Below are 8139 nucleotides of genomic sequence, written 5' to 3' on the forward strand. Positions count from 1 at the left end.
TCGAGGCTCGCTCATCGGTTCGAAATCGAAACGACGACCCTCCCCGACCGGGCCGGGGCCGGCGGGCCGCCCAAAACCCCATTCTATCCGCCCGAGCGGCCCGCCGTCGCGGCCACTTGGCTCCCCCTGGTTCCTGGCTCGCCGACGAAACGGCCGGATCGGCTCCGGCTCGATCAACGGGGCAGGGGGGAGCGGCTCCTCCCTCCAGCCGAGGGCCGAGCCGGAGCCTTCGGCGAGCCGAGCAGGAGCCGGGCCAGAGGCGCCGTCGGCAACTCGGGACGGACTAGCCGCCTCGGGCTCCCGAGATCCGCCAGGATCCCCTCCGCAGCCCGGTACCCGCTGCGCACCGCTCCTTCCATCGTCGCGGGCCATCCGGTGTCGGTCCAATCGCCGGCCAGATACAGCCCGTCGATCGGGGTCCGCTGCGGAGGCCGCAGCGCCTCGATCCCCGGCCGCACGGAGAACGTCGCCCCGTGTTCCGTGACGACCCACCACCGCCTCAGGGTCGCCTCTCGTGCCGACGGCCAGATCGAGGAGAGGTCCTCCAGCACCCGGTCCCGGATGCTGGTCTTGTCCAGGGGCAGCAGGTCATACGAGGCGCTGATGACCAGTTGCAGATACTGGCCCCCTCCCTCAGGCTCCCTCCCCTGGATCGCCGAGTGGTTGAACACCCACTGGATCAGCCGCCCGACCGTCACCGCGTGCTCCATCTCCGGCGGGCAGACCGGCCGGTCGAACCAGAAATGCACACCGGTGATCGGCGACGATTCCATCTCCACCACCCGGTCCAACCCGGGAATCGCCGCTGCCGCCGCGTCCGGGATCAGCGACCGCACCCGGTCGTAGGGCACGGTCAGCACCACGAAATCGGCCGCGATCCGCTCGCCGCTCCGCAGCCGAACCCCGGAGATGGCTCCCTCATCCTCCAGCTCGATCGCCTTGACTCCCGACTTCAGGCGGATCGTCACCCCCTCCGCCTCCAGCCATTGCTGGAGCCTCACCCCGTACAGCTCCCCGAGCGGCACCGTGGGGATCTCCATCTGGTACCCGGTCCGGTTGCGAAGGAAGCCGTCGAGGATCACCTTCCTCGCGTGGCCCACATCCATCCGGTCGAGCCGCTCGTTCAGGGCCGAGACGAGCACCGTCCCCCAGAAGCGGTCGATCGTCCGATCCGTCTGGCCGTGCCGCCGCAGCCACGCCTCGAACGACTCTCCGGGTCGATCCCCGGCCGAGAACCGCAGGCACGCCATGCCCCAGCCCACGCGGAGCCTCTCGGTGAACGTCAGGTACCTCGCCGCCAGGAAGCTCTCCGTCAAGTGCAACGGCGCCGGCAACCTCCCGGCGCGAAGCCGGGAGATCCTCCCGGATTCGTCGAGAAAGTCAACGGCTGGCACGCGGCGGAACAGGCCGTCGGTCCCCACCCTTCGGCAGAAGTCGGCAAGGTTCGTGCAGCAGGCCATACTCACGTGCTGGCAGTTGTCGATCGGCTCGCCCGAGGTCGGATCCACGAACGACGATGCCCGGCCTCCCAGCCTCGGCCGACTCTCCAGCAGAGTGATGTGCAACCCCCGCCTCACCAGGGCCGAGGCGGTCGCCAGCCCCGCCAGCCCGCCCCCCACGACAACCACTCGAGGCGGAAGGGGGCACCTGACGGCCTCGTCCCTCGAGGCATCGGGGGAATGCGCCTCGATCACGGCGTCATGCCCTCCGTCCTCGGTCCCGGACCCGGACCCGGGTCCGACGAGAGCCGGCCCGCCAGTGCCCCGGCCGTGATGACCGCCTTCCGCCACGCCGGCAAGGAGACCCGGGAAGCGAGCACGTCGTAGTCGCGCCGGGCGATCTCGTCCAGCAACCCCCGGTAGATTCCCACAATCGCCGCCAGCACGGGCCGGCCGACCGGGGCCACGAGCCGGATCAGCGGGCTCGCCTGGCCGTAGAACTCATACGCCCGCCCTCCCTGGAACGCCAGCAGCGCCCGCAGCCGGTCACTCGGCACCGGCGCCTTCAGCTCGTCGGGAGCAACGCCGAAGCGGTCGAGGTCCTCCATCGGCAGGTACACCCTCCCGAGCAGCGCGTCCTCCCGAACGTCCCGCAGGATGTTCGTCAGTTGCAGCGCCACTCCGCATGCCTCCGCCAGCGCCTCGGCCTTCCCTCCGTCCGACCGATATCCCCAGATGTGAATGCAGCACAATCCCACCGCCGACGCCACCCGGTAGCAATAGCCGTGCAATTCCTGGAACGTCCCGAACGGCCTCGGCTCCAGATCCATCTCCACTCCGTCGATGACCTCGTGCAGAAACCTCGGCGGAATCCCGTGCCGTCCCACCGCGTCGGCCAGCGCCGGCAACCCGGGCCAGGAGACCGCCTCGCCGCCCAGCGCTCGATCCAGGTCCGACCGCCACCGCACCAGGCCGGTCCGCTTCTCCTCAATGGTCCCGGGCTCGTCCGCGAGGTCGTCCGTGTGCCGTAGGAACGCATAGAGCGCGCACATCGACCGCCGCAGCCTCGGCGGCAAGAGCAGGAAGCTGTAGTAGAAATTCTTCGCCTCGCGCCTCGACAGCGCGTGGCAGAACCGGTAGCTCTGGGCGAGCGCATCGCTCATCGCTCACCCTCCTGGCGAGTCGTTGGGATCGGCTCGGCTCGACGCGATGCTCCGATCCGGGCTTCGCTCAGCCCCGGAGCCCCGATCGGGCCTCGAGGACGGGCGGCCCTGGCCAGGATCACCCTCAGCAGCAGCCCGATCTTCGCCGCCTTGCCCACCGTTGGCCGCTTCCGGAACACGTCGAACCCCTGCGCCTCGATCCGATCCAGAATCGCCAGCCCCCCCCTCGTGAACAGTTCGACGTCGATCGCCAACCGTCCCGGCATCCGATCCGCCAGCGGCGCGCCGATCCGGAACAGCTCCCGAGCCCTCGCCACCTCGAAGGCCAGCAGCTCGGCGAAGGCGGGAGTGAACCTCCGGGCGTACAGATCCTCATCGCGGTAGCCGAACCGCTCCCGGTCCTCTCGGGGCAAATAGACTCGGCCGATGTCCAGGTCCCTCGACACATCCTGCCAGAAGTTCGTCAGTTGCAGCGCCGAGCAGGTCGCGTCCGCCAGCGCCGCGTTCTCGGGAGCGTGCACCCGCCCGAGGTACAGGATCAGCCGCCCAACCGGGTTCGCCGACCTCGAACAATAGTCGAGCAACTGGTCATACGAGTCGTAATCCGAAACCACCTGATCCTGCTCGAACGCCGAGATCAGATCCTCGAACGGCTCGATGGGGATGGCGAACTCGGCCACGACGTCCGCCAGGGCGATCATCACCGGGTGCCTTGGCTCTCCGGCGTACATTGACCGCAATTCGCCTCGCCACCACCGGAGCAGCTCCACCGCCCGATCCCGGTCCCCGACCTCGTCCCCCAGGTCGTCCGACCACCGGCAGAACGCGTACACCGCCCGGAACGCGGGGATCAGGTGCGGGGGGGTCAGGTGGGTGACGACGCTGAAGTTCTCGTAATGCGACGCCGTCAGCCGGGCGCAATAGGCCAGCGCCTCCTCCTTCGAGACACTGGAGTCGGACTCGGGCCCGAACCGGCGGAGGTCGTCGGCGAACGAGGGCATCGGGGAGGCTCGGCAACGGGGCGGCGGGGACGGCTCCGCGAGGGGTGTATCCTATCCGACCCCGGCCGATCGGGCCAGTTGTCCCGCTCCTCGGTCGGGGAGGCCGATAGCGGCGTCAGGTTCGGCTGTGGTAGCGTGCTCCGGGACAATCCCCCTGGAGTCGCCGCGATGAGCACCGTCCGCGTGGCCGCCGTGCAGATGGACCCGGTCCTTGGAGATCGCGAGGGGAATCTCCTCGCCGTCCTCAATCGTCTGGCCGAGGCCGCCGACGCCGGCGCCCGGCTCGTCGTCTTCCCCGAGTGCGCCCTGACCGGCTACTGCTTCGACTCGAGGGCCGAGGCGCTGGAGCACGCCGAGCCGATCCCCGGCCCCGCTCTCGACCGCCTCGCCGAGGCCTGCGCCGATCGCGGCGTCTGGGCCGTCGTCGGCCTGCTGGAGCGCGACGGCGACCGCCTCTTCAACGCCTGCGCCCTCGTCGGCCCCGCCGGAGAGCTGGCGACCTACCGGAAGATCCATCTCCCCTTCATGGGAGTCGACCGCTTCGCCGACCCCGGCGATCGCCCCTTCTCCGTGCTCGACGCCGCCGGCCTCCGCATCGGCCTGCACATTTGCTACGACGGCACCTTCCCCGAGGCCGGCCGCCTTCTGACCCTCGCCGGCGCCGACGTCCTTGTCCTCCCCACCAACTGGCCCCCCAGCAGTCAGCCCGCCGCCGACCACCTGCCGATCGTCCGAGCCATCGAGAACACCGTTTTCGTCATGGCGGTCAACCGCGTCGGCGCCGAGCGGGACATCCCGTTCATCGGTTGCAGTTCGATCGTCGACCCCTCCGGCCTCGTTCTCGCCCAAGGCGGCCCCACCGCCGAGGCGGTGCTCCTTGCCGACCTCGACCCGAACCACGCCCGCACCAAGAAGCTGGTCCGCATCCCCGGCGTCCAGGAGATCGACCGTATCGCCGACCGCCGACCGGAATTCTACGGCCCGATCGCCTCCCCGACCGATCCTGGGCGATGACCCCGGGTCCGGGATCGCGGGTCAAAAGGTCCAATCCTCCGTCCTCAGCCCGGGGATCTTGCCGAAGTCGCCGACATTCCTCGTCAGGAGGATGAGCCCTCGGGCCAAGGCGATGGAGGCAATCCGGAGATCCATCGTCGCGACGCGCGGCCGGTGCGCCGCCAGGTCGTCGAAGATGGCCGATGCCTTCGCGTCGAACGGGAGGACGGGGGCTGCGGCGAACGCCCGGAGGACCCGGACGAGCATCTCGTAGCCCCGGACGACGTCGGCCGGACTCCGGGCCCGAAGGATGTACGTGTGACAGCCCAGGGCCTGCTCGTGAAAGCTGATGACGGAGAGAGCCAGTTCCGACGGATCGACGCGGGCGAGCCTCGACGACAGGGCAGCGAATTCCGCCCCCTGCTCGCGCTGGAGGATGCTGAGATGGTCCGTGTCGAGCAAGTAGGTCACGACGACTCGCTCGCCTGCGGGCGGTCCGACTCCCTGAAGGCTCGGCCGAGGGCGAGCACCTCCTCGAAGGCCGGCTCGTCCTTGAACGAGCCGACCACCAGTTCCAACCAGGACTCCCGGGTAGGAGGCAACCGGCGCTGCAGCTCGGCGACGGCAGCCTCGACTGCCGCGAGCCGCTGCTCGATCGGGGTGTCGACTGGCATCATTCGACCTCGCACGTGTACCAGTACGCCAACGGCCGACCTCGACCCGAACCGCTCCCGCACCAAGAAGCTGGTCCGCATCCCCGGCGTCCAGGAGATCGACCGCATCGCCGACCGCCGACCGGAATTCTACGGTCCGATCGCCCTCCCGAACCACCGGAGATGAGCGACCGGCCCTCGATCGAATCTCGCCGACCGGGGTCGGAACGGCGCGTCGTCAGACGATCGGCCATCCGACGATCCGAGACCTGCCCACGCTTCCCCGGAGGGGTTCCAGCAGTGCCTCCTCTCATCCCGAGTCCGCCAGGACGTAAGGTGATCCCCGGGACGCCTCCTCGAATGCCCCGGATCGGATCGGATCGAAACGACCGAGGCCCACGACCGGAAGGGAACGGTCGCGGGCCTCGTCTTGGCTGAAGGGACGGGCCTCAGGAGTAGTTCGTCACCCCTGGCTTGGGGATGACGATTTCCGGCCGGGGGCCGAACGCCAGCTCCTTGGGGAAGGTGTCCAGCTCGGAGTTGAGCGCCTCCTCCCAGGTGATCTCCTTGCCGGTGTAGGCCGAGTCTCGGCCCATGATCGCCATCAGGGTGCTGTGGGCGACCCGCTCCAGCTCGTTCAGCGGCTCTCCGGTGGCGATGCTGTTGAGCAGGTCGATATGCTCCTGGACGTACGGATTGATCTCGGAGCGGACGCGCAGTCGGCCGCTGGGGAAGCTGTAGTTGCCCGGCATCAGGTGCGCGGTCCCCTTGGAGCCGACGATGTACTCGGAGACGTCCTTGGCGCAGCCGTCGATCTGGCGGCACATGCTCAGGACGTGTCGGCCGTCGGCGAAGGCGTAGTCGACGGCGAAGTGATCGTAGCTCTGGCCGAAGCCGGGGCCGTCGTTGACCTGCCGGCCTCCCATCCCGACGCAGGAGACCGGGTGCTCGTCACCGAACGCCCAGCGGGCGACGTCCAGGTTGTGCACGTGCTGCTCGACGATGTGGTCGCCGCACAGCCAGAGGAAGTGGTACCAGTTGTGGAGCTGGTACGCCATGTCGTCCATGCCCGGCAGCCGGTCCCGGACCCAGATGTTCCCCTGGTTCCAGAAGACCCGAGCCGTGATCACGTCGCCGATGGCGCCGTCGGCGATCTGCTTCATCGACTCGATGTAGCCGGCCTGGTGCCGCCGCTGCGTGCCGGTGACGACGGCCAGGTTCTTCTCCTTGGCCAGCTTCGCCGCCGCGAGCACCTTGCGGATGCCCGGCCCGTCCACGGCGACCGGCTTCTCGCAGAAGAGGTTCTTGCCGGCCTTGATCACCGCCTCGATGTGTTGCGGGCGGAACCCGGGAGGAGTGGCCAGGATCACCAGGTCGCAGCAGTCGATGACCTTCTCGAAGGCGTCGAAGCCGACGAACTTCCGATCCGGGGCGACATCGAACTTGTCGCCGACCACGTCGTTCTTCGCCAGGCGGTCGGCGCACTGGTCGACCCGGTCCTGGAAGACGTCGGCCAGGGCGTGCAGCTTGAGCGAAACCGCCTGGCTGGCCGCCTCGCAGATGTTCTCCGCCGCGCCGGTGCCCCGGCCGCCGCAGCCGACCACGCCGACCTTGATCGTGTCGCTGCCCGCCGCGAAGGCGTTCGGCACACCCGCCAGCGAGGCCGTGCCGACGGCCGCCGCGGCCGAGGAGCGAAGGAAGCTTCGTCGCGAAGGATTCGGACCGGTCATGTTCGGGACTCCCTGGGAAGGCCGGCATCCCAGACGACAGATGCCGGATGATTCGATCGCCGACGGCCCCTTGAAGGCCGGGGGCCGGAAGCCGAGACCGGGATGGCGGAGGGAGGGCGGGTGCCCGAAGGCCAAGGGCGGATCGCCCCCGGGCGATGCGGGCGATCCGCCGACCGATTCGGGGTTGGCCGTCTCGAGAGGCCGCGCTGGCCTCCGGCCGAGGCCGCCGACCACCCCCCGGCTCGGGGAAGCTCCTCGGCCCTTGGTCAACCACCCTCCGTCATCCACCATCCCCGCCCTCTGAGGCGTGATCGCGCCTCCTCGCCTCGGCTCACCGACCGTCCGATTCCTCGGCCGGCTTGGGGCCCTTGCCCTTGATCATCTTCGACCGCAGCCCGACCAGCTCGGGCTGCTCGTCGAAGGCGCGGACGATCCGGAAGCCGACGAACGTCGCGTCGGTGTGCCACCAGATGCTCTGGGGACGCTGCGGATCCTGCACGCTCCAGTCGGGGTCGGAGACGTGGCGGGAGGCGCTGCGGCAGTCGTAGGCATCGAAGTCCCACGAGCCGCCCCGGGCGACGTAGGGGTACTCGTACTCGTCCGGCACGACCACCGGCCGGACCGTCGGGGTGTCCTGCGACCTCCGACTATAGATGTCGGCAACGTAGTGGTCCAGGACCCACTCGGCGACGTTGCCGTGCATATCATAGAGGCCCCACGGGTTCGGCTTCTTGGTCCCGACCGGCTGGGGCCCCTCGCAGTTCTCGAAGTACCAGTCGTATTCGTCCAGCATCGCCGGATCGTCGCCGAAGTGGTAGGCCGTGGTCGTGCCGGCCCGGCAGGCATACTCCCACTCGGCCTCGGTGGGCAGGCGGTAAGTGTGTCCGGTCTTGGCCGAGAGCCATCGGCAGTATTCCATGGCCGCATGCCAGGTGATGCAGATCACCGGCTGCCCTTCGCGTCCCAAGCCGAACGTCTCGTCGGCATAGGGTGGGGTCGGCCGGGTGATCGCGTCGGCGATCTGCTCCCCCTCGGGCACTGTCTCATCCGCCATCCTGTTGGGTTGACAGTTGTTGCGTCAATGCGGCGGGGTCGGCCTGCAGCAGCTCCCAGAAGTCGGCGGTCGGCAGCACCAGGCCCAGGACCTGGTAGGGGCAGCG

At 69.1% G+C, this 8139-nt stretch carries 9 protein-coding genes; 2 read left to right on the plus strand and 7 right to left on the minus strand.

Annotation, left to right across the window (positions count from 1 at the left end; translation table 11 throughout):
- Positions 1-173: 173 nt before the first annotated feature.
- Genes hpnE through hpnC form a run of 3 tightly spaced genes read right to left on the minus strand, consistent with a single transcriptional unit; the run spans position 174 to position 3603 of the window.
- Entirely contained in the window at positions 174-1694 is a 1521-nt protein-coding gene (hpnE, locus tag TsocGM_RS16805; protein ID WP_391732661.1) for a hydroxysqualene dehydroxylase HpnE, read from the minus strand.
- The gene (locus TsocGM_RS16810) at positions 1691-2602 is read right to left on the minus strand and encodes a phytoene/squalene synthase family protein (RefSeq protein WP_126726617.1); all 912 of its coding nucleotides are present in this window, start codon (positions 2600-2602) and stop codon (positions 1691-1693) included. The genes hpnE and TsocGM_RS16810 overlap by 4 nt, the downstream gene beginning before the upstream one ends.
- Positions 2599-3603 (minus strand): squalene synthase HpnC, encoded by a 1005-nt coding sequence (gene hpnC, locus TsocGM_RS16815; protein WP_126726618.1) that lies wholly within the window; start codon positions 3601-3603, stop codon positions 2599-2601. Before hpnC ends, TsocGM_RS16810 begins: the two co-directional genes overlap by 4 nt.
- A gap of 168 nt (positions 3604-3771) precedes the next feature.
- Between hpnC and TsocGM_RS16820 the strand changes: the two genes are divergently transcribed.
- Complete coding sequence (locus TsocGM_RS16820; RefSeq protein WP_126726619.1) at positions 3772-4617, plus strand: carbon-nitrogen hydrolase family protein; 846 nt, start codon at positions 3772-3774, stop codon at positions 4615-4617.
- Between the two features lie 21 nt (positions 4618-4638).
- On the opposite strand, the gene TsocGM_RS16825 is transcribed toward TsocGM_RS16820, so the two are convergent.
- Together TsocGM_RS16825 and TsocGM_RS16830 are read right to left on the minus strand one after the other, a co-directional pair.
- Positions 4639-5067, minus strand: coding sequence for a type II toxin-antitoxin system VapC family toxin (locus tag TsocGM_RS16825; RefSeq protein ID WP_126726620.1), 429 nt, complete (start codon positions 5065-5067; stop codon positions 4639-4641).
- On the minus strand, positions 5064-5270 hold the full coding sequence (locus tag TsocGM_RS16830; protein ID WP_126726621.1) for a hypothetical protein: 207 nt from the start codon (positions 5268-5270) through the stop codon (positions 5064-5066). The genes TsocGM_RS16825 and TsocGM_RS16830 overlap by 4 nt, the downstream gene beginning before the upstream one ends.
- On the opposite strand from TsocGM_RS16830, the gene TsocGM_RS16835 reads away from it, so the two are divergent.
- The gene (locus TsocGM_RS16835) at positions 5257-5436 is read left to right on the plus strand and encodes a hypothetical protein (protein ID WP_126726622.1); all 180 of its coding nucleotides are present in this window, start codon (positions 5257-5259) and stop codon (positions 5434-5436) included. The two genes, TsocGM_RS16830 and TsocGM_RS16835, sit on opposite strands and share 14 nt — an antisense overlap.
- A 262-nt stretch (positions 5437-5698) precedes the next feature.
- Here the strand turns inward: TsocGM_RS16835 and TsocGM_RS16840 are convergent, their stop codons facing one another.
- Positions 5699-6979 (minus strand): Gfo/Idh/MocA family protein, encoded by a 1281-nt coding sequence (locus TsocGM_RS16840; protein WP_126726623.1) that lies wholly within the window; start codon positions 6977-6979, stop codon positions 5699-5701.
- Positions 6980-7310: 331 nt separating this feature from the next.
- Positions 7311-8033 (minus strand): formylglycine-generating enzyme family protein, encoded by a 723-nt coding sequence (locus tag TsocGM_RS16845; protein WP_126726624.1) that lies wholly within the window; start codon positions 8031-8033, stop codon positions 7311-7313.
- Positions 8034-8139: the final 106 nt, after the last annotated feature.

This window comes from Tautonia sociabilis (genome assembly GCF_003977685.1).
Classification (GTDB): domain Bacteria; phylum Planctomycetota; class Planctomycetia; order Isosphaerales; family Isosphaeraceae; genus Tautonia; species Tautonia sociabilis.